Origin of the sequence: Bacillus mobilis (assembly GCF_001884045.1) — a bacterium.
Lineage (GTDB): Bacteria > Bacillota > Bacilli > Bacillales > Bacillaceae_G > Bacillus_A > Bacillus_A mobilis.
In genome coordinates this window covers 1-23,570 of sequence record NZ_MACF01000120.1, presented here as the reverse complement: position 1 = coordinate 23,570, position 23,570 = coordinate 1, and the positions used below count along the sequence as shown (strand labels likewise).

Annotated in this window: 26 protein-coding genes, 1 tRNA gene and 1 other RNA gene; 8 read left to right on the top strand and 20 right to left on the bottom strand. The window is 38.8% G+C overall.

Going from position 1 to position 23,570, the window contains the following annotated elements; translation table 11 throughout:
• Positions 1–17: 17 nt before the first annotated feature.
• The 10 genes from BAQ44_RS22300 to BAQ44_RS22260 all read right to left on the bottom strand — a co-directional run bounded on the left by BAQ44_RS22300 (position 18) and on the right by BAQ44_RS22260 (position 8,505).
• A complete protein-coding gene (locus BAQ44_RS22300; RefSeq protein ID WP_071723862.1) occupies positions 18–1,031 on the bottom strand; it encodes a siderophore ABC transporter substrate-binding protein in 1,014 nt (337 codons plus the stop codon).
• Between the two features lie 187 nt (positions 1,032–1,218).
• Positions 1,219–1,404: a hypothetical protein gene (locus BAQ44_RS30700; protein ID WP_145925754.1), complete on the bottom strand. Its 186-nt coding sequence runs from the start codon at positions 1,402–1,404 to the stop codon at positions 1,219–1,221.
• Positions 1,376–2,053 (bottom strand): response regulator transcription factor, encoded by a 678-nt coding sequence (locus BAQ44_RS22295; RefSeq protein WP_071723860.1) that lies wholly within the window; start codon positions 2,051–2,053, stop codon positions 1,376–1,378. The genes BAQ44_RS30700 and BAQ44_RS22295 overlap by 29 nt, the downstream gene beginning before the upstream one ends.
• A gap of 374 nt (positions 2,054–2,427) precedes the next feature.
• Positions 2,428–2,782: a transfer-messenger RNA gene (gene ssrA / locus BAQ44_RS22290) on the bottom strand.
• A gap of 125 nt (positions 2,783–2,907) precedes the next feature.
• Positions 2,908–3,375 carry an SsrA-binding protein gene (gene smpB, locus BAQ44_RS22285; protein WP_001123922.1) on the bottom strand — a complete coding sequence of 156 codons (468 nt, stop codon included), beginning with the start codon at positions 3,373–3,375 and terminating at the stop codon, positions 2,908–2,910.
• A 249-nt stretch (positions 3,376–3,624) separates the two neighbouring features.
• Entirely contained in the window at positions 3,625–6,069 is a 2,445-nt protein-coding gene (gene rnr / locus BAQ44_RS22280) for a ribonuclease R (RefSeq protein ID WP_071723858.1), read from the bottom strand.
• Between the two features lie 144 nt (positions 6,070–6,213).
• The gene (gene estA / locus BAQ44_RS22275) at positions 6,214–6,954 is read right to left on the bottom strand and encodes a carboxylesterase (RefSeq protein ID WP_161940854.1); all 741 of its coding nucleotides are present in this window, start codon (positions 6,952–6,954) and stop codon (positions 6,214–6,216) included.
• A gap of 165 nt (positions 6,955–7,119) precedes the next feature.
• Entirely contained in the window at positions 7,120–7,353 is a 234-nt protein-coding gene (secG, locus tag BAQ44_RS22270; protein WP_000557263.1) for a preprotein translocase subunit SecG, read from the bottom strand.
• 94 nt (positions 7,354–7,447) lie between these two features.
• The gene (locus tag BAQ44_RS22265) at positions 7,448–8,140 is read right to left on the bottom strand and encodes an LrgB family protein (protein WP_000078299.1); all 693 of its coding nucleotides are present in this window, start codon (positions 8,138–8,140) and stop codon (positions 7,448–7,450) included.
• Entirely contained in the window at positions 8,137–8,505 is a 369-nt protein-coding gene (locus BAQ44_RS22260; protein ID WP_000673220.1) for a CidA/LrgA family holin-like protein, read from the bottom strand. The genes BAQ44_RS22265 and BAQ44_RS22260 overlap by 4 nt, the downstream gene beginning before the upstream one ends.
• 415 nt (positions 8,506–8,920) lie before the next feature.
• Between BAQ44_RS22260 and BAQ44_RS22255 the strand changes: the two genes are divergently transcribed.
• Complete coding sequence (locus BAQ44_RS22255; protein WP_071723856.1) at positions 8,921–9,871, top strand: nucleoside hydrolase; 951 nt, start codon at positions 8,921–8,923, stop codon at positions 9,869–9,871.
• A 51-nt stretch (positions 9,872–9,922) separates the two neighbouring features.
• Here the strand turns inward: BAQ44_RS22255 and eno are convergent, their stop codons facing one another.
• The 10 genes from eno to BAQ44_RS22205 all read right to left on the bottom strand — a co-directional run bounded on the left by eno (position 9,923) and on the right by BAQ44_RS22205 (position 19,484).
• Entirely contained in the window at positions 9,923–11,218 is a 1,296-nt protein-coding gene (gene eno / locus BAQ44_RS22250; protein ID WP_000103948.1) for a phosphopyruvate hydratase, read from the bottom strand.
• A gap of 30 nt (positions 11,219–11,248) precedes the next feature.
• Positions 11,249–12,778, bottom strand: coding sequence for a 2,3-bisphosphoglycerate-independent phosphoglycerate mutase (gpmI, locus tag BAQ44_RS22245; protein WP_001231145.1), 1,530 nt, complete (start codon positions 12,776–12,778; stop codon positions 11,249–11,251).
• Positions 12,775–13,530: a triose-phosphate isomerase gene (gene tpiA / locus BAQ44_RS22240; RefSeq protein ID WP_001231046.1), complete on the bottom strand. Its 756-nt coding sequence runs from the start codon at positions 13,528–13,530 to the stop codon at positions 12,775–12,777. Before tpiA ends, gpmI begins: the two co-directional genes overlap by 4 nt.
• 32 nt (positions 13,531–13,562) lie before the next feature.
• Complete coding sequence (locus tag BAQ44_RS22235; RefSeq protein WP_001036332.1) at positions 13,563–14,747, bottom strand: phosphoglycerate kinase; 1,185 nt, start codon at positions 14,745–14,747, stop codon at positions 13,563–13,565.
• Between the two features lie 139 nt (positions 14,748–14,886).
• Positions 14,887–15,891 (bottom strand): type I glyceraldehyde-3-phosphate dehydrogenase, encoded by a 1,005-nt coding sequence (gene gap / locus BAQ44_RS22230; protein WP_000161234.1) that lies wholly within the window; start codon positions 15,889–15,891, stop codon positions 14,887–14,889.
• Between the two features lie 26 nt (positions 15,892–15,917).
• Positions 15,918–16,946: a gapA transcriptional regulator CggR gene (gene cggR, locus BAQ44_RS22225; protein ID WP_001258183.1), complete on the bottom strand. Its 1,029-nt coding sequence runs from the start codon at positions 16,944–16,946 to the stop codon at positions 15,918–15,920.
• A gap of 135 nt (positions 16,947–17,081) precedes the next feature.
• Positions 17,082–17,327, bottom strand: coding sequence for a glutaredoxin family protein (locus tag BAQ44_RS22220; RefSeq protein WP_063263114.1), 246 nt, complete (start codon positions 17,325–17,327; stop codon positions 17,082–17,084).
• A 9-nt stretch (positions 17,328–17,336) separates the two neighbouring features.
• Positions 17,337–18,644 carry an RNA polymerase factor sigma-54 gene (gene rpoN / locus BAQ44_RS22215; protein WP_071723854.1) on the bottom strand — a complete coding sequence of 436 codons (1,308 nt, stop codon included), beginning with the start codon at positions 18,642–18,644 and terminating at the stop codon, positions 17,337–17,339.
• Between the two features lie 258 nt (positions 18,645–18,902).
• Positions 18,903–18,978 (bottom strand) — tRNA-Arg (locus BAQ44_RS22210).
• 152 nt (positions 18,979–19,130) lie between these two features.
• Positions 19,131–19,484, bottom strand: a complete 354-nt coding sequence (locus tag BAQ44_RS22205) for a YxeA family protein (protein ID WP_071723852.1) — start codon at positions 19,482–19,484, stop codon at positions 19,131–19,133.
• A 204-nt stretch (positions 19,485–19,688) separates the two neighbouring features.
• Between BAQ44_RS22205 and BAQ44_RS22200 the strand changes: the two genes are divergently transcribed.
• The 7 genes from BAQ44_RS22200 to BAQ44_RS22170 all read left to right on the top strand — a co-directional run bounded on the left by BAQ44_RS22200 (position 19,689) and on the right by BAQ44_RS22170 (position 23,450).
• Positions 19,689–19,895 (top strand): DUF1657 domain-containing protein, encoded by a 207-nt coding sequence (locus tag BAQ44_RS22200; RefSeq protein ID WP_000216160.1) that lies wholly within the window; start codon positions 19,689–19,691, stop codon positions 19,893–19,895.
• 93 nt (positions 19,896–19,988) lie between these two features.
• Positions 19,989–20,474, top strand: a complete 486-nt coding sequence (locus tag BAQ44_RS22195; protein ID WP_001170598.1) for a YhcN/YlaJ family sporulation lipoprotein — start codon at positions 19,989–19,991, stop codon at positions 20,472–20,474.
• 29 nt (positions 20,475–20,503) lie between these two features.
• Complete coding sequence (gene spoVAC, locus BAQ44_RS22190) at positions 20,504–20,980, top strand: stage V sporulation protein AC (RefSeq protein ID WP_000095403.1); 477 nt, start codon at positions 20,504–20,506, stop codon at positions 20,978–20,980.
• Positions 20,981–21,997: a stage V sporulation protein AD gene (spoVAD, locus tag BAQ44_RS22185; RefSeq protein WP_000938965.1), complete on the top strand. Its 1,017-nt coding sequence runs from the start codon at positions 20,981–20,983 to the stop codon at positions 21,995–21,997. It abuts the gene before it with no gap.
• A complete protein-coding gene (spoVAE, locus tag BAQ44_RS22180) occupies positions 21,994–22,344 on the top strand; it encodes a stage V sporulation protein AE (RefSeq protein WP_000575919.1) in 351 nt (116 codons plus the stop codon). The genes spoVAD and spoVAE overlap by 4 nt, the downstream gene beginning before the upstream one ends.
• A 9-nt stretch (positions 22,345–22,353) precedes the next feature.
• Positions 22,354–22,560 carry a DUF1657 domain-containing protein gene (locus tag BAQ44_RS22175; RefSeq protein WP_071723850.1) on the top strand — a complete coding sequence of 69 codons (207 nt, stop codon included), beginning with the start codon at positions 22,354–22,356 and terminating at the stop codon, positions 22,558–22,560.
• Positions 22,561–22,580: 20 nt separating this feature from the next.
• Positions 22,581–23,450 (top strand): DUF421 domain-containing protein, encoded by an 870-nt coding sequence (locus tag BAQ44_RS22170; RefSeq protein WP_061679300.1) that lies wholly within the window; start codon positions 22,581–22,583, stop codon positions 23,448–23,450.
• Positions 23,451–23,570: the final 120 nt, after the last annotated feature.

Below are 23,570 nucleotides of genomic sequence, written 5' to 3'. Positions count from 1 at the left end.
TTTCGTGCTCCTTTACACTACTTAGCTAAAGTTTTTGCGATATTTCCAAATAACTCTATATAAGTCTGAATTGATTCATTTGTGTAAGTATCTGCTGGTGCATAAATAACTTGTTTCTTAGAAACAGCAGTTGTGTTTTGAAGAGCTGGTGATTTAGAAATAACATCCTGAGCAGGAGCTGACTTAGCAGCATCCGATGTTGCAGCATCGCGGTCTAATACGAACAGCCAATCAGGATTTGTTTGTGCGATAGCTTCAACAGAAACGTCATCACCTTTATGACCTGCAGTAGAATTATTAACTTCTAATGCTGGAGTCCAACCGAAAATTTCATACATCGGTCCCCAAACGCGACCAGAGTGCGGCGCAGCAAAACCAATATTTCCACCAGTAACGATAACACTCATAACTTTATCTTTTCCGTTATAAGCAGATTTTGCTTTTTCAATAGATTTATCGAAATCAGCTACTAATTGTTTAGCTTCTTTGTCTTTATCAAAGATTTTCCCTAAAGTCATTGTAGAATCTTTAAGTCCTTTTACTAAGTTTTCGCCAGGCTTAGTAGCTTTCTCAGAAACATCAACATTAAGATCAATAACAGCTGCATTTGGTACTAATTTTTTGATTTCTTCGTAATGGCCAGCAAATCTTTGACCAACGATTACAAGTTCAGGGTTTGCCGCTGCTATAATTTCAAGATTTGGTTCGCGGTGATTCCCAATATTTTTAACTGTTTTATCATTTTTATATGCTGAATCTGCAGGCATAATATCCTGTGGAGCAGCCGCTAATTTAATTCCCCAATCAGCTAAAGTTTCAAAAGTTCTATTATCTAAAGCAACTACATTCTTTGGATTTACAGGGACTTTAACAGTTCCATGAGCATCAGTGATTTCAACCGTTTTTGGCTTATCACTACTATCACCTTTATTAGCTTTCGAAGTTTCCTTACCTGAATCTGAGCAAGCTACTAACATTAAAGTGAAAATCGCTAGAATACTTACTAATTTTAAAAGCATAGTTTTTTTCATACGTATACTCCTTATTATGTAATTTAGTTCGAAAATGATGACGTCCATAGATTGAATTAGATAGTAACTTTCATGTATCTAAATTGCTATTGATAATCATTTTCATTTGAATATCCTGTTAATAAGTATAGTCATTAATTCTGTGAAAATCTTGTGAATGGTGTGAGTTAATAAAATTAAAAATAAATTAGATACGGTCTCCACCAAATCCATCCCCCACACGTACTAACCAATAGATTAGCACTATATAAACCATGATTTCTATTGCAAAAAAATGACCATTCCCTGATAGCAATCTTCTTTTTAGGGTTTCCGTCTTTTCATATTTCACAGAAACTATTTTATTATTCAACCATTGAATAGCCTCTGCCATGTATCGTTTGAATATATCTGTCTTTCTTCTCACACTTTAACTTTTTTCTTACATACCCAATATATAAGTCTACTACATTCGGATTTACTACTACGTTATACCCCCAAACCTGATTCAAAAGCATTTCACGGCTCAATATTGTATTTTTATTCTTGATTAAAAATACAAGTAAATCATACTCACGCTTCGTAAGCGAGAGGTTTTTACCACCTTTTTTCACAATATTGCTAGATGCATCAACAAAGAGATCTTTAAACTGAAAAAAGCTTATCTCATTTTGCTGGTTACAGTCAGTTCTCCTTAAGATTGCTTGAACCCTTGCTACTAATTCTTCTTTTACAAATGGTTTTCTTATATAATCATCTGCTCCTGCTTGCAACCCTGCTATGCAATCCTTGCTAGAAGTGTTATCAGTCACAATAATGATCGGTGTCGTTTTAACAAGTCGTATTTGTCTGCAAATTTCTGGTCCCGATATACTTAATGAGTCCCAATCCAATATGATAATATCCCAATCTTGTTCATATACTATATTTAAACCTTGGTTTTCATTGTGAAGTTTTAAAATGAAAGAGCCTTCTTGCGTTAGACCGCTTACGATTTTCTTCGCTAAAGACCGTTCATTTTTAATTACTAACACCTGCTTCACCTATGGTTCACCTCTATTTCAATATAACTTAGTTAGATAAAAATAATTTAAGATTTATAAATATTAAATTCCTAAAAAAGCCATTATAACAGCTTATTAGGAGAACACTATATAATCTTACAATAGATATGAATAGAAACACAAAGGATATGAAGATTTAAATACATATTATTTAATCATTAAGGGCATCTATAGTATCTATCTGCTTATCAGCAATAACTATTCCTTCCGTTTAAGTTTCAAGGATACCGCCCCACCTCTATCAACTTAAGCATTTTATAAACCCAGAAAACAAAAAGAACCATCCCCCCGCCAATCTGGCAAAGTTATGGTTCATATCGTACAAAATAAAAAACCACCAAACAGTTATGTATTGGTGGAGACGGTGGGAGTCGAACCCACGTCCAAAAATATCGGCACTTAAGCTTCTACGAGTGTAGTCGATATATTAGCATTTCGCGAACTCTTCGGCCTATCGACAGGCTTCCAAGTTGCTAGTCTGATTGTTCTCTTCCTTCGCCCTCAGACGGCGAACTCCGGCGTAGTCCACTTAGTTTGAGTCCCTTACCCTACCACATGGACGATGGAGGGAGGAACCTTTAGTGCAATTAAGCAGCTAAAGAAAGATTGTTTTGTTTGCCAATTATAGGCTTTGACGTTTTAACGAGGCCGATCCCCTCGACTCGCAACCTAAGCTCGAACTATCCCTGTCGAATCCGTAACGTCCCCATGATAAAAATGGAGCATACGAAGAAATTTCGTGATAGCTACTAAGAGCTGTTTTTCAATGTGCAACAATCTTACATAAGTTATTATATCATACGCGCGCCGTTTTACAAATGTAAATATCTGTATTACATCTTTTGACGATCACGGAACGCGCGTGCAATTTCACGTTTAGCTTCTTTCTCTTTTAAATCGTTACGCTTATCATATTGCTTTTTACCTTTTGCTAAACCAAGTGCCATTTTCGCGAATCCATTTTTCAAATAAATTCTAACTGGAACTAATGCATAGCCTGTTTCTTTTGAAGCACCCGTTAACTTCTCAATTTCTTTTTTATGAAGAAGTAACTTTCTTGTGCGAAGCGGATCATGATTGAAACGATTCCCTTGCTCATATGTACTAATATGCATATTATGAACCCATACTTCACCATTATGTACACGAGCAAATGCATCTTTCAAGTTCACGCGTCCAGCACGAATCGACTTAATTTCCGTTCCTTGAAGGACAAGCCCTGCTTCGTATGTTTCTTCGATGAAATAATCATGAAAAGCTTTTTTATTTTGTGCAATAACCTTACCTGTACCCTTTGGCATATAACGTCCCTCCTCTATTTTTACTATTGTAACAAATGTTAATAAAAAGCGAAAGTGGCTCACTCAGAATCTTTGGACATTGGAACTCCCGACAGAGAAGCGCTTTTTGCTTCGTCCGAGGGAGTGAAATGGCCAATAGATTCTAGCCACTGTAGCTGGATTCCATTAAAAAGCGAAAGTGGCTCGCTCTCAAACCACCAAGAAAAAAGAAAAAGCCTCGCTTTTTATAAAAGCGAAGCCCTCTTTTTCTTACTTACGCTTTTTCTTTTTCTTCTTGAATCCTGGTACGTTTTCGAAGAATGCTTTTTTCTTCTTGCCATTACCGTCTTTTTTCCCTGGCTGGCTAGCGGATGCGGATGCTGACGCGGATGCGGATCCTCTTCCTTTTCCTGTGCCTTTTCCTTTGCCACCACGGTCAAATTTTCTACCTGTGCCACGTTCGCCGCCGCGCTCATTACTGCGCTCGCTACGTCCACCGCGTTTCTTTCTGCCTGTTCTTGGCTGTTCGATAACGACTGGGCGATCTTTGAACTTACGACGAGGCGTACCTTTCATTCCAACGATTTCAAAGTCGATTGCACGCTCGTCTTTGTTTACGTTAATAACACGAATTGTAATTTCGTCTCCGATGCGGAATACGTTACCTGTACGTTCTCCGATCATTGCGAAATGTTTCTCGTCATAACGGTAGTAATCATCCGTTAAGTAGCTAACATGTACAAGACCTTCAATTGTATTTGGAAGCTCTACGAATAAACCGAAGTTTGTTACAGAGCTAATCATACCGTCATACTCTTCGCCGATCTTATCAACCATATACTCTGCTTTTTTCATTTCGTCTGTTTCACGTTCTGCTTCAACAGCACGGCGTTCCATATTAGAAGAATGCTCTGCTATCTCAGGTAAGTTTTCACGCCATTTTGCTTGTGTTTCATGGTCGACTTTACCGTTAATGATGTATTCACGAATTAATCTATGAACGATCGTATCTGGGTAACGACGAATTGGCGATGTGAAATGCGTGTAGAACTCAGTTGATAAACCGAAATGCCCTAAGCTCTCCGCATCGTAACGTGCTTGCTTCATTGAACGAAGCATTACTGTTGAAATAACTACTTCTTCCGGCTGTCCTTGAACCATTTCAAGAATTTGTTGCAGTGCACGAGGATGTATTTCATTCGCACGTCCTTTTACCGCATATCCGAAGTTCGTTACAAACTCGAAGAAACGCTCAAGCTTATCTTCTTTCGGATCTTCATGGACACGATACATGAATGGTACGTTCATCCAGTGGAAGTGCTCTGCTACTGTTTCGTTCGCAACAAGCATAAATTCTTCAATTAACTTCTCTGATACAGAACGATCGCGCATGACAACATCTGTCGGTTTTCCTTCTTCATCTACTAATACTTTCGCTTCTTTAAAGTCAAAGTCGATTGCACCGCGGCGCATACGTTTTTCACGTAGGATTTGCGCTAATTGACCCATCTCTTTAAACATCGGTACGAGCGGCTCATAACGTTTGATTAACTCCTCGTCCTCATCTTCTAAAATACTTCTTACGTCAGCATACGTCATACGCTCTGTCGTTTTAATCACACTTTGGAAAATCTCGTGCTTTACAACATCACCTAATTTGTTGATTTCCATTTCACAAGATAACGTCAGACGGTCTACTTTCGGATTTAATGAACAAATACCGTTAGATAGACGATGTGGAATCATCGGAATTACACGGTCAACAAGATAGACACTCGTCGCTCTCTCCGCTGCTTCTACATCAATTGGAGAACCTTCTTGAACGTAATGACTTACATCCGCAATATGAACGCCAAGCTTGTAATTACCGTTCTCAAGCTTCGTTACTGTAACAGCGTCATCTAAATCTTTCGCGTCTGCACCGTCAATCGTTACGATCATTTGGTCACGCAGGTCACGACGATCTTTTAAATCTTCTTCTGAAATCGTTTCTGGTACACTGTTTGCATGCTCCATCACTTCCTCAGGGAATGCTAAAGGTAAATGATGTTTATGAATGACAGATAAAATATCTACTCCTGGATCATTTTTATGACCTAGAATTTGAATAACTTCACCTTCTGCACTTAAACGATTCTCTGGATAGCTCGTAATTTTCACAACTACTTTATGGCCTTCTACAGCACCCATTGATGCACTTTTCAAGATAAAGATATCACTCGTCCAGCGCTTATTGTCAGGTATAACAAATCCAAAGTTTTTCGATTCTGTATATGTACCAACTAGTTCTTTCGTGCCGCGCTCTAAAATACGTACAATTGAACCTTCTTGGCGTGATCCACTTGATTGTGCGCTAACACGTGCTAATACTGTATCGCCATGAAGTGCACCGTTTAACTCTGTAGGCGGGATGAAAAGATCATCATCTCCCGTTTTCTTTTCGTCTGGTACAACGAATGCAAATCCACGTGCATGTCCAATTAACTTACCACGTACTAAACTCATCTTTTCAGGAAGACCGTAACGGTTGCTACGTGTGCGAATAACAAGTCCCTTCTCTTCCATCGTTACAAGTGCCTTTACAAAATCTTTAAAGCCCTCAGAACCTTCAATTCCAAATGCCTCTTCTAACTCTTGTATCGTTAGCGGTTTATACGCTTCTTCTCTCATAAATAATAACAACTTATCAATATGTTCTTGTATGATTTCTTCCAAGCAAAAATACCTCCTTTAAACCCTTATATTATTTAGTGTATCCGAAAGATGGGGGATGTATAAAGCGAAACTTCAATCATCTCCCAATGATTTTTTACAGCTTCCATAAAAAATTCCCTTATGAAAAAAAGAGGCAACTAGATCTTACCAATCTAGTTGCTCCAAGAAGTTATATACATCCTCATGTAGCTCGTCACGTTGCTTATCAAGTGTAATGACATGCGTAGAGTCTTCATACCATTTAATGTCTTTTAACGTAGATTCTACACCGTTATAAATAATATTAGCACTATCTGTATTAATCATTTCATCATGACGTGCTTGTACAACAAATGTCGGTGCATAAATCATATCCACATTGTTACGTACGTCAGCAATTAATTGTTGTAATGCTTTTAATGTATTCATCGGCGTCTGTTGGAATTCCAACATTTCTTGTTCGATTTGCTCTGGTGATTTTTGCTCACGTTTTTTATATTCGCGGGCATATGCCAATATACCTTGGTACATCGTTTCTTCACTCTTAATATACATTGGTGCACACATTGGTACTACACCTAAAACCGGTACTGTATAACCTAATTTTAAAGAAAATACGCCGCCAAGTGATAGTCCAGCAACAGCAATTTTCTCAAAGCCTTTATCTTTTAAAAGCTGATATGCCTCCATTACGTCTTGCCACCAATCTTCAGGACCTGTATGAACAAGCTCTTCTGGTGGTACACCGTGCCCTTTAAAAATTGGGGCATGACAAGTGTAGCCTTTCTTTTCTAAGAAACGCCCTAACATACGTACATCAGCTGAGTTGCCTGTGAAACCATGTAGTAATAAAACAGCGCGGTCTCCACCCTCAAATGTAAATGGTTTCGGAGATGCTAATTTCATCATGTACTTCTCCTCTTTCTCTTCTGTAATCTAGTCGTATTCTTTCTATATCTTAGTGTACCATATTTATATTTCTATAATCTAATTAGAAACATCTTTCAAATGGTAGTAAAACAAAAAAAGAAGAACCATTAGTACAACTTACTAACGCTTCTTCTTTCAATTCTATAAATTTAAGTACGTAACAGCAATTGTTAATACGAAGAATAGAACAGCTAAAACAATTGTAATACGGTTTAATACTGCTTCAATTCCACGTGCTTTTTGCTTACCAAATAATTGCTCTGCACCGCCTGAAATTGCACCTGAAAGGCCTGAGCTATTACTAGACTGCATAAGTACCATAACAATCATTAAAATCGATACAATAATAAGTAAAACGGATAATAACGTATGCACTTGGCGTACCTCCTACAAAGATTCAGTTATTTTAACTGTAGCATAAATTCTATAGAAAAGCGAGAGCTATAGAGTAGCTCTCGCTTTTCTTCTATTACATAAACATCATTGCAAATAATGGCCCGAGCAAACATGTCAAAATTGCTGTTAATGTCATTGTTACCGATCCAATAACACCTTCATGTTCATTATTTTTCATCGCTCTCATGACGCCCATAATATGAGAAGCACATCCAAATCCGATACCTTTACCAACTGAGTTTGTAACACGGCTCCATTTTAATAAAAGCGGGCCGGTAATCGTTCCAGTAATACCTGCGATAACAACGAAAGCTGCTGTTAATGACGGTACACCACCAACTTGCTCTGAAACACTCATTGCAACTGGCATTGTCACCGATTTTGGTAAAGAAGATAAAATTAAGCTTTTATCCGTTCCCATAAGTGATGCAATAGCAAAATCACTCGCAATGGCAACTGTTGTACCTACTAATACGCCACCAGCAATCGGTACAACATACTTTTGAAGAACGTGACGTTGTTTATAAAGAGGAATTGCAAATGCTACAACACCGGGTCCGAGCAGTTTTGCAATCCAGCCGCCACCACTTTCCATATAATGTTGATATGGTATATCAAGCATAATAAATAAGAAAGCCATTAATCCTGTTGCTACAAGCATTGGAATGGTGAATGGTGTTGGAAATAATTTATAGATTTTTTTAGATAATTGGTATAATAGCACCGTAAAAAGAACCCAACCAATTCCGATTAATATTTGGCTCATCGCGACTCTCTTTCCTTTCTATTCGCAAGATATTGTCCTGTATGTCCTGCGACAATAATAATTAAAAATGTACTCGCTACAATTGTAATGAAAAGAGAAATTCCTTTACTCATAAAAAAAGCACCGTAATTCATTAGGCCAAGCGTTGGCGGAATTAATAAAAACGGCATAATAGCAACGAGTGTTTCTGCTCCTAAATCGAACCATTTCACTGGAAGAACTTTTAGGCTAAGTAAAACAAGTAAGAGGAACATTCCAATCAAACTTCCTGGAATCGGAATATTTAACATTTCTTGTACCCAAGTTCCAACCATATAAAAAACGTAAAGAGCAGCAATTTGGACAAGAATCTTTGTAAATTTCATGTTCATCATCCCTCATGTTTATACGATCTTCTCTTAATATCTTTATCATAGTATAAATTGTAAAAAGCTGCAATTTATCAATTCGGCAGCAAAAACAGCCTATGTTATACGCTTACAACCTTGATATGACTGGATTTCTATGTAAAAATTAAGTCAAAAACCTTGACCTAATATAAAAAGTTTTTATTTTCTGAATTTACAAGGTTGTTATTTCAATAAAATAATCTTTTTATCCTTAAGCTTACATATATATAAAGTGAAACTTTAATCAGTGGGGGGTTCTTCTTATTAGCCCTCACCAATCGGACTTTAATGGGCAGCCCGACCCCCACCTAAATTCTTTGCTTTCGCTGAATTTTGAGGTGGGGGTCTTACTGCCCATTAAAGTGGGATAAATAAGATAGGTGGTGAACATATGCCAAAAAAAGTTCTTATTTTTTGTGATCCTGGGATTGATGATGCGATGGCCCTCCTCTTAGCATTCTTTATCGATGAAATAGAAATAATCGGCATTGTTGCTGATTACGGCAATGTTCCAAAAGAAATGGCCGTACAAAATGCTCATTTTCTTACGAACGAAACAAAGAATAGAAATATTAAAGTATTTGGTGGTTCAGAACAACCGCTTACTGGTGCCCCTCCTTCTTTCTTTACGAATGTACACGGGAAACAAGGGCTCGGGCCAATTATTCCAAAGGAGAATGTGACTAACGGGGAGATGGAGAATTTTTTTGAAGTTATCCCTCTTATTGAGCAATATAAAGATGAATTAATCATTGTAAGTTTAGGAAGACTTACCTCCCTCGCAATTTTATTCATCCTATGTAAACAGCTAATGAAGCAAATTAAATCTTACTACGTAATGGGCGGTGCCTTTTTACACCCTGGTAATGTTACACCTATTTCCGAAGCAAACTTTTATGGTGATCCTACTGCTGCTAATATAGTCCTTCAATCCACAGCTAACATGTATATATACCCATTAAACGTCACCCAATATTCTGTTATTACACCAGAAATGGCTGAATACATTGAAGCAAAAGGAAAAGCCCCACTTGTTAAACCGTTATTCGATCATTATTACTATGGCTATTATAAAGATGCCTTACCGCATTTAAAGGGAAGTCCCTTTCATGACACAATGCCAGTCCTCGCTTTACTTGATAACTCTATGTTTACGTATCACAAGTCACCTATCGTTGTCATGACGGAATCCTATGCACAAGGAGCAAGCATTGGAGAATTTCGCTCTTTAGGAGGATCTAAACCATTTACTGATTGGCCGAGTCATCAAATCGCAATTGACTTTGATTATAACCGTTTCTTTAAACATTTCATGTCACTTATGACGGGTGAGCAATTTTAAGCATAAAAAAACAGACCGTGATTTCTCACGGTCTGTCGTTATTTTCTACAATTATCGTTTGATGTTGTAGAAAGATTTGATACCATCGTAAACAGCGATTTCGCCTAGTTCGTCTTCGATGCGTAATAATTGGTTGTACTTAGCAATACGGTCAGTACGGCTCATAGAACCAGTTTTGATTTGGCCAGCGTTAGTTGCAACTGCGATGTCAGCGATTGTAGCATCTTCAGTTTCACCAGAACGGTGAGATACAACTGCTGTGTAACCAGCACGTTTAGCCATTTCGATAGCTTCGAAAGTCTCAGTTAAAGTACCGATTTGGTTAACTTTAATTAAGATTGAGTTAGAGATACCTTTTTCGATACCTTCAGCAAGTTTTTGTGTGTTAGTTACGAATAAGTCGTCACCAACTAATTGTACTTTATCACCGATACGCTCAGTTAATAATTTGTGACCATCCCAGTCGTTTTCGTCTAAACCATCTTCGATAGAGATGATTGGGAAGTCTTTGCAAAGCTCTTCGTAGAAATCAACCATTTCTGCAGAAGTTAAGCCAGTACGGCCTTCGCCTGCAAGGTCATATTTACCAGTTTCTTTGTTGTAGAACTCAGAAGAAGCAACGTCCATTCCTAAGAATACGTTCTCGCCAGCTTTGTAACCAGCTTTTTCGATAGCTTCGATGATTACTTCTAATGCTTCACGGTTAGAACCAAGGTTTGGAGCGAATCCACCTTCGTCACCTACTGCAGTGTTAAGACCTTTGTCATGTAATACAGCTTTAAGTGCATGGAATACTTCAGCACCCATACGGATTGATTCTTTGAATGTTGGAGCACCAACTGGTAAGATCATGAACTCTTGGAAGTCTACGTTGTTATCAGCGTGAGAACCACCGTTGATGATGTTCATCATTGGAGTTGGTAATTGTTTTGCATTGAATCCACCAAGGTAACGGTATAATGGAAGACCTACGAAGTCAGCTGCTGCGTGAGCTACTGCCATAGATACACCAAGGATAGCGTTAGCGCCTAGTTTACCTTTGTTTGGAGTGCCATCTAATTCGATCATAGCACGGTCGATACCAGCTTGGTCAGTTACGTCGAAACCAACGATTTCTGGAGCGATTGCTTCGTTAACGTTGTTTACTGCATTTAGAACACCTTTACCAAGGTAACGAGATTTGTCACCGTCACGTAATTCTACTGCTTCGTGCTCACCAGTAGATGCACCACTTGGTACGATAGCGCGTCCGAAAGCGCCGCTTTCTGTGTAAACTTCTACTTCTACAGTTGGGTTACCACGAGAGTCAAGGACTTCGCGAGCATAAACATCAATAATTGTTGACATAATAAATTCTCTCCTTTTTATATAAGCAAATTATTTAATAATTGTTTTACCTGTCATTTCTTTCGGTTGTTCCACATTTAAAAGTGTAAGCATTGTTGGGGCGATATCTCCTAAAATACCACCTTCACGAAGCTCTACGTCATTTTTTGTAACGATGAAAGGAACCGGGTTAGTTGTATGAGCTGTCATTGGTCCACCATCAGCAGTTAACTCCTGATCAGCATTACCATGGTCAGCAGTAATAAGTGCTACACCATCTTTTGCAAGAATCGCTTCTACAACTTTTCCTAAACATTCGTCAGTTGCTTCTACTGCTTTAATTGTTGGTTCCATCATCCCAGAATGGCCAACCATATCACAGTTCGCAAAGTTAAGAATGATAACATCGTGTTTATCATTTTCGATTTCATTTACTAAAGCGTCTGTTACTTCGTAAATGCTCATTTCAGGTTTCAAGTCATACGTTGCAACCTTCGGTGAGTTAATTAAGATACGCTCTTCTCCTGGGAATTCAGCCTCACGACCACCACTAAAGAAGAATGTAACGTGCGGATACTTTTCAGTTTCCGCGATGCGAAGTTGCTTTAATCCCGCTTGCGCAACAACTTCACCTAATGTGTTATCAAGGTTCATTGGCTTGAATGCCACGTAACCATCTACAGTTTCACTGAAATGTGTCATACAAACGAATTCAGGAATGTGAGGTACTTTTTCACCACGATCGAACTCACGGAAGTCTTCGTTTGTAAATACACGAGCAATTTGAATTGCACGGTCTGGACGGAAGTTATAGAAGATAACTGCATCATCATCATTGATTGTTGCAACTGGCGTGTTATCTTCGTTAACAATTACAGACGGCAATACGAATTCATCGTAGATACCATTTGCATAAGAGTCTTCTACACACTCTTCTGCTGATTTATAAGTAGGGCCTTCACCATTCACCATAGCACTGTAACATTTTTCTACGCGATCCCAACGCTTGTCACGGTCCATAGAGTAATAACGACCAGAGATAGTCGCGAATTGTCCTACTCCTGTTTCTTTAATCACTTCATTTGTTGCATCGATATAACCTTTTGCTGTTTGTGGTCCAACATCGCGGCCATCTAAGAATGCATGGATATAAACTTTCTCCACGCCTTCTTTTGCTGCTAAGCGAAGAAGAGCAAACATATGGTTCATGTGACTGTGCACACCACCGTCAGAAAGTAAACCGAATAAATGAAGAGCAGTACCTTTTTCTTTTACGCTTTTAATTGCATTTTGGAACGTTTCGTTCTGATCGAACTCACCTTCACGAATTGCAACGTTTACGCGTGTTAAGCTTTGATATACAATGCGGCCAGCACCGATATTTAAGTGACCAACCTCAGAGTTACCCATTTGACCTTCTGGAAGACCCACTTCCTCACCACAAGCTGTAAGCGTTGTGTGAGGGAATTTGTTCCAGTAACCATCAAAATTAGGTTTCTTAGCTTGTGCTACAGCATTCCCGTGAGTTTCTTCACGTAGTCCGAAACCATCAAGAATGATTAAAGCTGTTGGCTTTCTCATTTTACCGCCCCCAGAAGACCTAAGAACGAAGCAGGCTCTAAGCTAGCACCGCCAACTAAAGCGCCGTCGATGTCAGATTGTGCCATATACTCTTTAATGTTTTCTGGTTTTACGCTACCGCCGTATTGAATACGAACAGCTTCTGCAGCTTCTGGAGAAACAGCTTCTGCAACAACTTTACGGATGTGCGCACATACTTCGTTTGCATCTGCAGAAGAAGAAGATTTACCTGTACCGATAGCCCAGATTGGCTCATAAGCGATAACAGTTGCTTTAACTTGCTCTTCTGTTAAACCTGCAAGTGCTTTTGTCACTTGACCTGCTACTAGATCAAATGTTTTTCCGCTTTCGCGCTCTTCTAAAGTCTCACCACAACATACGATTGGTGTTAAACCATGTTCAAATGCTGCAAGAGTCTTTTTGTTTACTGACTCATCTGTTTCAGCAAACATTTCACGACGCTCAGAGTGGCCAAGTACTACGTAGCCTACTTTTAAGTCGCTAAGTGCTACTGGGCTAATTTCGCCAGTGAATGCACCATTTTTTTCGAAGTGCATGTTTTGTGCACCTACTTGTAAGTCAGTTCCTTCAGTCGCTGCTACAAGACGCTCTAAGAATAGAGCTGGAGAGCAAACTACTGCATCAACAGCTGTAGCTGCTGGGATTTGACCTTTAACTTCCTCTACGAAGCTAACTGCTTCAGATAGAGTTTTATTCATTTTCCAGTTACCTGCGATAATTGGTTTACGCATGCTTTGCACCGTCCTTTTTCTTTGGCTGCTACTTATTTGTCGTTAAGACAAACTACACCTGGAAGCTCTTTACCTTCCATGAATTCTAATGACGCACCGCCGCCAGTAGAAATGTGGCTCATTTTATCAGCCATACCGAATTTTTCAACAGCTGCTGCAGAGTCACCACCGCCGATAACAGAGTATGTATCTTCTGCATCTGCTAATGCTTGTCCTACTGCTTTTGTACCTTCTGCGAATGGAGTCATTTCGAATACACCCATTGGTCCATTCCATACAACAAGCTTAGAATTTTTAATTACATCTGCATAAATTTCACGTGTTTTAGGACCGATGTCCACGCCTTCCCAGTTAGAAGGGATAGAGTCGATACCAACGATTTGAGTTGTTGCAGTTTCAGAGAATTCCTCTGTGATTACAACATCAACTGGCATGTAGAAGTTTACGCCTTTTTCTTTTGCAAGTTGCATAAATTCTTTAGCTAGTTCGATCTTGTCGTCTTCACATAGAGATAGACCAATTTCATGACCTAAAGCTTTAACGAATGTGTAAGCAAGTCCGCCACCGATGATTAAGTTATCTACTTTGTCTAATAGATGACGAATTACACCGATTTTATCTTTTACTTTCGCACCACCGATGATAGCTGTGAATGGACGTTCTGGGTTAGAAAGTGCTTTACCTAATACATCTAACTCTTTTTCCATTAATAGACCAGATACTGCTGGTAGGTAGTCTGCGATTCCTGCTGTAGAAGCGTGAGCACGGTGAGCTGCACCGAATGCATCATTTACGAAGATATCAGCAAGTGCTGCAAATTCTTTCGCAAGTTCTGCATCGTTCTTTTCTTCGCCCGCATAGAAACGTACGTTTTCAAGAACTAATACGTCGCCTTCGTTCATTGCTGCAACCATTTCTTGTGCAACTGGTCCGAATGCTTCGTCTGCTTTTTTAACATCTTTACCAAGAAGCTCGCCTAAACGTGCTGCTACTGGAGTAAGACGTAATTCTTCTACTGCTTGACCTTTTGGACGGCCTAAATGACTTGCTAAAATAACTTTCGCACCTTGCTCTACTAAATATTGAATTGTAGGAAGAGCTGCACGGATACGAGTTTCATCTGTAATTTTGCCTTCTTTCATAGGTACGTTGAAATCAACGCGGCAAAATACACGCTTACCTTTTAAATCTACGTCACGAATTGATTTTTTGTTCATTGGATTTCCCTCCGACTACTAGTTAGGATTGACAAAACCCACTCAAAAGCTTAACACATTTGCTTTTAAAACGAAAGAAGAGAGAGAGGGAACAAACCCTCTCCCTCGTTTTGTCATTGATTACTTATATAATTAAGAATTAAAGACCTTTAGAAGTCATGTATGCTGCTAGGTCTACTACACGGTTAGAGTAACCAGTTTCGTTATCGTACCAAGAAAGTACTTTAACCATGTTACCTTCCATTACCATTGTAGATAATGCATCGATTGTAGAAGAAGCAGTACATCCGTTATAGTCGATAGATACTAATGGCTCTTCGCTGTATCCAAGGATACCTTTTAATTCGCCTTCAGCTGCTGCTTTGAATGCTGCGTTTACATCTTCAACTGTTACTTCTTTGTCAAGTTCAACAACTAAGTCAACAAGAGAAACGTTAGCAGTTGGAACACGTACAGCGCCACCGTTTAATTTACCTTTAAGTTCTGGTAATACTAATGCTACAGCTTTAGCTGCACCAGTAGATGTTGGGATCATGTTTTCAGCTGCTGCACGAGCACGACGTAAATCTTTGTGTGGTAAGTCTAAGATTTGTTGGTCGTTAGTGTAAGAGTGAATTGTTGTCATCATTCCGCGTTTTACGCCGAATTTTTCGTTTAATACTTTAGCGAATGGAGCTAGACAGTTTGTAGTACAAGAAGCGTTAGATACTACGTTGTGGTTAGCTGCATCGTATTGTTCGTGGTTAACACCCATAACTACAGTGATATCTTCGTCAGAAGCTGGAGCTGAGATGATAACTTTCTTAACTGATCCACCTAAGTGTTTTTCAGCGTCTGATTTTTTAGTGAAACGGCCAGTAGATTCTACTACTACTTCTACTCCGTAGTCGCTCCATGGTAATTGAGCTGGGTCACGCTCAGCGATAACTTTAATTTCTTTACCGTTAACAACGATGCTGTTTTCGTTAGCAGATACTTCTGCATTTAAAGTTCCGTGAACTGTGTCATATTTTAAAAGGTGAGCTAATGTTTTAGCATCTGTTAAGTCGTTGATTGCTACTACTTCTACCTCAGAGTTGTTAAGAGCTGCGCGGAATACGTTACGTCCGATACGTCCAAATCCATTAATACCAATTTTAGTCATTTGAATTTCCTCCTTGGGGGATTATATTAAAGGGTAATACCCTTTGTTAACTGTTTTGCTGCACCTTCATCTGTAATTAGAATTGAAGTGTGCCCTTGTTTAATTACAGCTTGTATTGCCTTTGCCTTTGAAGAACCTCCAGCGACTGCAACAACGTGAGATACATGTTGTAAATCCTCAAGTTGCATACCAACTGTTCTTACTTTATGAACAACATTTCCTTGTTCATTAAAGTAGTAACCGAAAGCTTCGCCAACTGCTTCGCTTGCTTGAATCTTTAACCAATCTGCTTCTGAAGTATTTCTGCGACGTGCCATTGTTAACGCATCACCTATTCCATGAATGACGATATTGGAAGATCGAATCAACTCAAGAACTTCTTTCACGGAAGGCTCTGTCACAATAGACGCATATGCTTCGCTACTAACATGGTCTGGAACATACAATAAGCGATAATTACTCATCGTATTTTGCGCCATTTTGGCACAAATGGTGTTGGCTTCTAATTCGACGCCTTCTCCAATTCCACCACGTGCTGGGACAAATAGCATATGTAAATCTTTGCAATCAAGCTGCATCATGTCCGCAGCAGCAGCTAGCGTAGTTCCTCCAGCCACAGCAACGATATTATTCGCTGTCAGACGGTCTTTTATACAAGTCACACAAGCACGGCCCATCTCCAGTTTGACCCAAGGCGATTCATCACTATCACCAGGGACAACGAAAACTTCATCCAAGTCTAATGTTTCCTTAAGTTGCTTTTCTAAAACCTTTAACCCGGAAATTTCTTTCATAAAGTCTTCCAAAGCAAGAACTAAAGCTGTTCCTTCTTCTGTCAAAGTCATTCCAGAAGAAGCGACGTGAACTAAGTTTTGTTCTTTCAAAACTTGAACTTCACTTCGCAATACTCGTTCTGTCATACCGAGACTTGCTGACAAATTTCTTCTTCCAATCGGCTGCATGAGCCTAATGTATTGAAGAATTTGCATTCTCGTTTGCATAACAGGTAGCAGATCAGGTAATAATTTTTTTGTGTTCTGAATCCATGAGCGCATATCTTTTCTCCTCACTACATTGGTTCATTTTTCCTCGTGGTCACTTTACGTCCCGTAGTGACATTTTGTGTCCCACATAGGTTAAAAAAATAATCCCTGCTACGTGTATTATTGTAACAGGAGATAGAAACTTATTCAACTCTTAACTGCATTCTTTATATAGTTTATTATGACACCTTTGTGAATGTTACCATATTCCACCTGTTTCCCGCCTATTTCTACAACCGGAATCATTAGGTGATATTTTTCTAAAAGGTCATTATCTTCATATATATCTATTTCCTCAATTTGAAAAGAATATTCACATTGTACTTCCTGTAAAACTTGTTTCGCCTGCACGCACAGGCCACAATCTTTTTTTGTATACAGTACAACTTCCATCTTCTTCACCTATCCGATCGTTTTTCGTAATGACGACGCTGGAATTTGCATTTGTTCTCTATACTTTGCCACTGTTCTTCGAGAAATAACGATTTCATGCTCTTCTTCTAATAATTTTGAAATCTTTTGATCTGAAAGTGGCTTTTTCTTATTTTCCGCTTCAACAAGCGTTTGAATAAACCGTTTCACACGCTTTGTAGAAACTGCTTCATCTTCAGTAGTAGAAACGGCATTACTAAAGAACGATTTCATCTCAAATAAACCGTGTGGTGTTTGCACATATTTATTTCGCGTTGCACGACTAATTGTAGACTCATGCACACTTAACTCTTCCGCTACCTCTTTTAAAGCAAGTGGCTTTAAATGTTCTGGACCTTCCCAGAAGAAATCATGTTGTTTTTCCATAATAATGGTCATCACTTGCAGAAGCGTTTGTTTTCTCTGTTTTAAACTGCGCATAATCCACTGCACATGCTGATACTTTTCTGATACGTAAGATGCTACTTCACTTTCACTATCATTCAGAAGTGCACTATACTCAGAATGAATTTCAATTCTCGGCATATTTCTCTCATTCATTTGTAAAACGAGACGATCACCATCTTTTTTCACCGCCATATCAGGCACAATATAAAGTGGTTTATCAGAAGAAAACGCAAGACCTGGTTTCGGCTGCAGGGACGTAATACAGTTCACCGCCGATTGCAATTCTTCATTACTACACTTCAACACTTGAACAAGCTTTCGCCAATCCTTCTTCACGAAATAAGCGAAGTGATCCTCTATAACCTCTTCCGCTAATCCATTCCGCCTTTGTAAGCGCTTCAATTGTAAAGTTAGACATTCCTGAATATTACGCGCCCCTACCCCTGCTGGCTCGAGCGATTGGACAAGCTCTACAGAGCGGTCGACTACATGAATTGGTGCGGAAAGGAGATCCGCTAACTCTTCGTTCGTTTCTTGTAAATACCCATTTCCATCCATGTTCATAATAATGAAAGAAGCTACTTTTCGCTCTTCTTCATCTATTTTATAATACTGTATTTGATTTAATAAATGTTGCTGAATCGTTGTAGAATCCACACTGTAGATTTCCATCTGATTCTCGACTTGTTTGCTGGTACTTTTACTGTTGTTAGAGCTCTTTTTCTTCTCCCTCTCAAAACCACCTAACTCAATAAGGGGATTCTCTAACGATTGCTCATACAAAAACTCCGATAATTCTTGTACATTATACTGGAGCATTGTAATCGCTTGCCTTAACTCTTGTGTCATTGCCAAACGTAAGCTTTGTTCTTGTAAAAGACTTGCCTTCAAACTAATCTCCCCCTTGTTTCTATTGTACAATAAGTTTGGTAAAAGGAGAATCCTCACGCAGACACCCATTCCAAAATATTATTAATTTATATGTATTAATGAGATTTACAACTTACAACCGAAATTTGAATAATATTGAAAGAAAATAATAAGTCTCCTAATTATTATCAAGTACTAATAGTAAATCTTATTACTAGATATAACAAGAGGGAAATAAAAAAAGCCCTAACCTACAAAACGTAAGTTAGGACTTTTTGACGCGCCCAGAGGGATTCGAACCCCCGGCAGACGTGGTACCGGAAACCACCGCTCTATCCGACTGAGCTATGGGCGCATGATTAAAAACACTTCATTTTCTTTTCATAATAATAGCAATAAAATCCATTTAAATCAATAAAAACTCTTTGATTGCACATTATATATAAGCTATTTTCTACATAAAAACGCCCCCTAATTTCTACATTTAGGAGGCACTTCTTATCCATTTTATTTATCTAGTTTCTCTTTAATCTCTTTTGGAATTTCATTCGGCTGTACTTCTTGGTATGTTTCAATGTATTCGCCTTTCGTTTTAACCTTTACATACGCTCCTTCTCGAAGCCCACGAGGTGCATAAAACTTAACGTCTTTTCCTTCGCCCGAAGCGTAATAACCAGTAAGTTTATAATCCCCAGCTACCTCTCCGATTTTGGATAGTCGGCCAGATTCTTTCGCTTTTACATATAACCAATCCTCTTTCACAAGCGGGTTGTATCTATCTGTTATCTCATTATGAGAAACACTTGCCACACCAATAACTACTATAAAAAGTCCAATTAAACCTAATAATAATTTCTTCATTTTTTCTCCTTAAAATATCTTTTTGACTTGCTTTACTTTCTTTATTCTAGAAGAAAAAAATTTTTTCCACTATCGCTTTTCCTTACATATTCATTACAAAATTGTAACCTTCACATGCTTGACCCCTAAATTTTCCAATCATAAATTCACCCCAACTCACAAATTATAACCTTTGAATTGATATTCCAAAGGGGGCTTCATTCAATGACTGTAATTACAAAACTAAAGCAAACTGTTTCTGGATTAAAAAGTGCACAAGCTAGCTTAGAGGGATTCGCTCTTGATACGGATAACCAACAAGCAAAGCAACTTTTCCAAACAGCTGCAGAGCAAACACAAACGATTATCGATTCTTTAAACCCACGCGTTGAAGAAGTCCAACAAGAAGAACCACAATACTCACAGCAATAACGGATTCGTCATGCTGTGAAATAGAAAAAGGATGATATGCAGTCATCCTTTTTCTATCACATTACATATTGCAATAGAAATGGAATGATAAATATGCAAAAACTCGGACTCATAACCGTATTATTTGCCCTTCTATTTAGCTCTTTTACCGGATGTGATAATAGTCCTTTAGATAAAAAAGTGAAAGAAGAAGCAAAACGAACGGAGAAAGAGAAAGGTCCAAAGTTAACAAAAACGAGTATGGAATCCTTTAATCAATCTATATCACAAGGAGCCAAGAAAAGAGCTCTCACTATGGATGAAATTATAAAAAGTACAGCAGTAAATTCAAATTTAGATCTCTACATAGCAGTTACACCTGAGCATCACGAAAGATTTGGATTAAAACCTCTCCGTAAGAAGCTCCAAAAGCAGCTAAGTGATGAGCACCCCACTTTCGATGTTCGTGTAAGTACAGATAAAAAAATCTTTATGTTACTTGAAAAGCTTGAAAGAAAAATTAAGGAAAAGAAAGTATCTAAAGATGAAATTAATAAACAATTAAAATTCATTGGTAAAAAAATGGAGTCTAACACTTAACGCTTTTTAAAAGAAAAGGAAGGTTTGCAATGTCTAGTAAAGATAAAAACTTAACCCCTGTGCAACAGGAATATAAAAAATTCGAGCAAGAACGCGAACCGAAGCGTCCTGTCTTAAAAAACTGTATAAAAGCCTTTTTCGTTGGTGGTTTCATTTGCCTAATTGGGCAACTCATTTCTACTTTTTATATTACGTATTTCGATTTCACTGAACGCTCAGCAGGGAATCCAACAGTCGCAACTCTTATTTTCATCTCCATGTTATTAACTGGATTTGGTATATACGATCGGTTTGGTCAATTTGCCGGAGCAGGCACAGCTGTACCTGTCACTGGATTTGGTAACTCCGTTATTGCCGCATGTATCGAACACCGCACAGAAGGTTTTGTACTCGGCGTTGGTGGTAACATGTTTAAATTAGCTGGTTCTGTTATTTTATTTGGTGTATTTTCCGCTTTCGTCATCGCACTTATTAAAACGATTCTCGTTCAATGGGGAGGGCTATAAATGTTACAAGGACACCGAACGTGGGTATTTGAAAACAAACCAGTTATTATTTCGACGGGAGTCGTTGGCGGGCCGTTTGAAGCTAAAGGCAAAATTCCAGAAGACTTCGATACCCTCCATGAAGATTTATGGCTCGGACAAGATTCCTATGAAAAAGCACATAAAATTTTGTTCGAAGAAGCTTGTAGCCGCGCTACTGAAAAGGCAAAACTTCGTAAAGACGATATTCAATTTGTACTCGCAGGCGATTTAATTAATCAAATTACCCCTACAAGCTTTGCTTGCCGTACACTGGGCACTCCTTATCTCGGACTATTCGGCGCTTGTTCTACTTCTATGGAAGGTTTAGCACTTGGAGCAAGTATCGTAAATGCAAAAGGCGCAAAATATTTATTAACTGGTGCATCCAGTCATAATACAGCTGTAGAAAAACAGTTCCGCTATCCTACCGAATATGGTGGGCAAAAACCACCTACCGCGCAGTGGACAGTAACCGGAGCAGGAGCTGCTATTTTAAGCGATACTGGACACGGTCCTAGGGTAACATCTGCCACAATCGGACGAGTGGTTGATATGGGATTAACAGATCCATTTAATATGGGAGGTGCAATGGCTCCAGCTGCCGTTGATACAATTGAAGCCCATTTACGCGAACGACAAATTGATGCCTCTTACTACGATTTAATCGTAACGGGTGACCTCGGACATGTAGGACGCGAAATTGCTTATGACTTATTACATAAACACGGAACGAAAGTAACGAGCGAACAGTTTCAAGATTGCGGGCTGCTCATTTATAGAGAAGGGCAACCTGTCATCGCTGGCGCTAGTGGACCAGGGTGTTCCGCAACGGTCGTATACGGTCACTTATTAAACCGAATGAAAAGAGGAGAGTTTAATAAAATACTTGTCGTTGCGACAGGCGCTTTACTATCTCCACTTACATTCCAACAAGAAGAAACGATTCCGTGTATCGCTCACGCCGTTTCGATTGAATTCGGAGGTGCAACGCAATGATTTTTTTCTGGGCTTTCGTCATTGGTGGACTCATATGTGTAATCGGACAACTTATGTTTGATGTCGGCAAATTAACACCCGCTCATACAATGGCAACACTTGTTGTTGCTGGAGCTATATTAGATGGATTCAACCTGTATGAACCATTAATTGATTTTGCTGGAGCCGGGGCAACTGTACCTATTACAAGTTTCGGTAATGCCCTCGTTCACGGCGCAATGGAAGAAGCTGCAAAACATGGCATCGTCGGCGTCATCACCGGTATGTTTAAAGTAACGAGCGCCGGCGTATCTGCAGCTATTATTTTCGGATTCATTGGAGCATTGCTATTCAAACCGAAAGGATAAGGTGTTCATATGACTGTTATCGCTAGCGTCAAAACCTGCCTCGCTAGTGTAAGGGGCGCTCAAGCAAGCTTAAGTTCTCTTTCACTAAATTCACAGGCCGCGGAATCAAAACGTGTATTTCATGAATGTATGTTAGAAATGGACAGCATCATCGCTGATTTACAGAATAGAGTTTCAGTATTAGAACGTGAAGAACCTCAATATAAAGGGTTTTAAGTAGACTGGAGGAAATGACTATGTCTCACCTACCGGAATGGACACTTGTCATTCTTCGCTCTGTATTCATATTAATTATTTTATTCGCTATTACGAAATGGTTAGGGAAAAGACAAATCTCTCAGCTCTCCTTTTTTGAATACATAGCCGGAATGACAATCGGTGACATCGCTGCCCAAGTATCTACAGGGCTCGATTCAAAATTTTTCCACGGCGTCTTTGCGATACTCATTTTCGCTGTGGTACCTTTTTTAACAGGAATCCTCTCTTTAAAAAACAAAACAGCTCGAGATTTTTTTGAAGGAAAATCTACCGTATTAATAAAAGATGGAAAGATACTCGAAGATAACTTAAAGAAAGAAAAATATACAAGTGACGAATTACTGGAACTTCTCCGTGGAAAAGATGCTTTCAGCGTAGCAGATGTTGAATTCGCTGTACTAGAACCGAGCGGAGAATTAAATGTGTTATTGAAAAAAGATCGCCAACCACTTACAGCAAAAGACATCGGCTTAAAAGTACCAAACGAAAAAGAACCACAAACTGTTATTATGGATGGAAACGTCTTAGATGAACCTTTATCCTCTAGTGGACATAACCGTGCTTGGTTACATTCTGAACTAGAAAAGCTCGGTGTAGTTATTGAAAATGTCTTTCTCGGTCAAGTGGATTCATATGGGCAACTGACTATCGACATTTATAATGACAAACTACAAATGCCTTCTCCTCAAAACAAGCCTTTATTATTAGCATCTTTAAAAAAATGTCACGCTGATTTAGAACTATTTTCCCTAGAAACAAAGTCGAAATCAGCTAGCGAAATGTACAGTAAAAACGCGAAACACATCGAAAAGATTTTAAATAAAGTAACCTATCTTTTAAAAGAATAAATATCGAAAGAACGCTTCAGTAAAAAGGCGTTCTTTTCTTTTTTTCTACAGCTTTTATAACGTTTAAATTTATGTAATTCGGTTATGATGTTGAAGATACATAAGCAGGGAATTTCAAAA

What these genes read in the sequence shown, in the direction of transcription:
- BAQ44_RS22235 (WP_001036332.1), bottom strand. Translation starts at nt 14,747, where the DNA reads ATGAACAAAAAATCAATTCGTGACGTAGATTTAAAAGGTAAGCGTGTA.
- cggR (WP_001258183.1), bottom strand. Translation starts at nt 16,946, where the DNA reads ATGCGCTCATGGATTCAGAACACAAAAAAATTATTACCTGATCTGCTA.
- spoVAC (WP_000095403.1), top strand. Translation starts at nt 20,504, where the DNA reads ATGTCTAGTAAAGATAAAAACTTAACCCCTGTGCAACAGGAATATAAA.
- BAQ44_RS22205 (WP_071723852.1), bottom strand. Translation starts at nt 19,484, where the DNA reads ATGAAGAAATTATTATTAGGTTTAATTGGACTTTTTATAGTAGTTATT.
- spoVAD (WP_000938965.1), top strand. Translation starts at nt 20,981, where the DNA reads ATGTTACAAGGACACCGAACGTGGGTATTTGAAAACAAACCAGTTATT.
- BAQ44_RS22175 (WP_071723850.1), top strand. Translation starts at nt 22,354, where the DNA reads ATGACTGTTATCGCTAGCGTCAAAACCTGCCTCGCTAGTGTAAGGGGC.
- gap (WP_000161234.1), bottom strand. Translation starts at nt 15,891, where the DNA reads ATGACTAAAATTGGTATTAATGGATTTGGACGTATCGGACGTAACGTA.
- BAQ44_RS22260 (WP_000673220.1), bottom strand. Translation starts at nt 8,505, where the DNA reads ATGAAATTTACAAAGATTCTTGTCCAAATTGCTGCTCTTTACGTTTTT.
- BAQ44_RS30700 (WP_145925754.1), bottom strand. Translation starts at nt 1,404, where the DNA reads ATGGCAGAGGCTATTCAATGGTTGAATAATAAAATAGTTTCTGTGAAA.
- BAQ44_RS22300 (WP_071723862.1), bottom strand. Translation starts at nt 1,031, where the DNA reads ATGAAAAAAACTATGCTTTTAAAATTAGTAAGTATTCTAGCGATTTTC.
- gpmI (WP_001231145.1), bottom strand. Translation starts at nt 12,778, where the DNA reads ATGAGAAAGCCAACAGCTTTAATCATTCTTGATGGTTTCGGACTACGT.
- BAQ44_RS22200 (WP_000216160.1), top strand. Translation starts at nt 19,689, where the DNA reads ATGACTGTAATTACAAAACTAAAGCAAACTGTTTCTGGATTAAAAAGT.
- eno (WP_000103948.1), bottom strand. Translation starts at nt 11,218, where the DNA reads ATGTCAACAATTATTGATGTTTATGCTCGCGAAGTCCTTGACTCTCGT.
- tpiA (WP_001231046.1), bottom strand. Translation starts at nt 13,530, where the DNA reads ATGCGTAAACCAATTATCGCAGGTAACTGGAAAATGAATAAAACTCTA.
- BAQ44_RS22195 (WP_001170598.1), top strand. Translation starts at nt 19,989, where the DNA reads ATGCAAAAACTCGGACTCATAACCGTATTATTTGCCCTTCTATTTAGC.
- BAQ44_RS22170 (WP_061679300.1), top strand. Translation starts at nt 22,581, where the DNA reads ATGTCTCACCTACCGGAATGGACACTTGTCATTCTTCGCTCTGTATTC.
- smpB (WP_001123922.1), bottom strand. Translation starts at nt 3,375, where the DNA reads ATGCCAAAGGGTACAGGTAAGGTTATTGCACAAAATAAAAAAGCTTTT.
- BAQ44_RS22220 (WP_063263114.1), bottom strand. Translation starts at nt 17,327, where the DNA reads ATGGAAGTTGTACTGTATACAAAAAAAGATTGTGGCCTGTGCGTGCAG.
- BAQ44_RS22265 (WP_000078299.1), bottom strand. Translation starts at nt 8,140, where the DNA reads ATGAGCCAAATATTAATCGGAATTGGTTGGGTTCTTTTTACGGTGCTA.
- BAQ44_RS22255 (WP_071723856.1), top strand. Translation starts at nt 8,921, where the DNA reads ATGCCAAAAAAAGTTCTTATTTTTTGTGATCCTGGGATTGATGATGCG.
- estA (WP_161940854.1), bottom strand. Translation starts at nt 6,954, where the DNA reads ATGAAATTAGCATCTCCGAAACCATTTACATTTGAGGGTGGAGACCGC.
- spoVAE (WP_000575919.1), top strand. Translation starts at nt 21,994, where the DNA reads ATGATTTTTTTCTGGGCTTTCGTCATTGGTGGACTCATATGTGTAATC.